Raw genomic sequence first — 851 nt, 5'->3', positions numbered from 1 at the left:
CGGACGTCCCGGACCCCTCTCTCCCCTGGTGGAACACACCCATGAGAGAGGAACCCCTTGATCAACATCCTTCCCGACAACCTTCGCCTCCACCCGACGGAAAAGACCTGGGTCGCAGCGTGGATCGTCACGGTCGCCGAGCCGCTCACCAGCACCCGGCGCAAGTTCGAGTACGAACAGCGCATCACCGGCATCGCCGTTGACAAGGCGCAGTCCGTCGCCGCCCTCTTCACCGGCGCGATCAGCATGATTATGCAGGCTCTCCCGGACGAGGACCCGTGGCGCAAGCTGACCACCACCCCGGACGGCGACGTCGTCATGGACGACGGCGGTGCGCTGTCTTGGGATGCGGCTACCGACCTGGTCGCCCCGTCCTCCTCGGACCTGCGCCTGGACCCGATGCTCTCGGCCCTGGTCGACGCTCCGGACGACGCCGGCATGTCCCTGCTCGCCGCCGCTCCCCACGGCTGGGGGGAAACCCTCCACCGGGCCGAGGTGGCCTACAAAATGGTCGAACCTACCCGCGAAGAGGCCGAAACCATGGTCAACTCGCTGATGGACGCCCTGCGCTGGGCAACCTTCCGCTACCAGTGCTACCGCGGCCGCGAGTCCATGTTCGTCGTCCGCGCCCTGTCCCTGGCCCTGCAGTACTACGCCGCTCCCCTGCTGCACGACACCACCGCCATGCGCGCGATCGACACCCCGGACCCGGCCTACGCTCTGCAGCCAGGAACCTGGCGCAGTATCATCTCCACCCCCGTCCCCTAGCCGCTCGAACCAGCCCAGCCGACCCACACGAACCAAGTCATCGAACACCCCACGAACATCTGCCACCAGGGCACTCGGGCTCA

The 851-nt window shown here is 67.2% G+C and carries 1 protein-coding gene; it reads left to right on the top strand.

The features are described from left to right. Positions 1 to 57 precede the first annotated feature (57 nt). Positions 58 to 768: a hypothetical protein gene (locus ABD912_RS23225; RefSeq protein ID WP_345154822.1), complete on the top strand. Its 711-nt coding sequence runs from the start codon at positions 58 to 60 to the stop codon at positions 766 to 768. Positions 769 to 851: the final 83 nt, after the last annotated feature.

Source organism: Arthrobacter ginkgonis, assembly GCF_039540195.1.
Lineage (GTDB): Bacteria > Actinomycetota > Actinomycetes > Actinomycetales > Micrococcaceae > Zafaria > Zafaria ginkgonis.
Note: the sequence above shows the minus strand (reverse complement) of the source record. Positions and strands in the feature narration are given on the sequence as shown.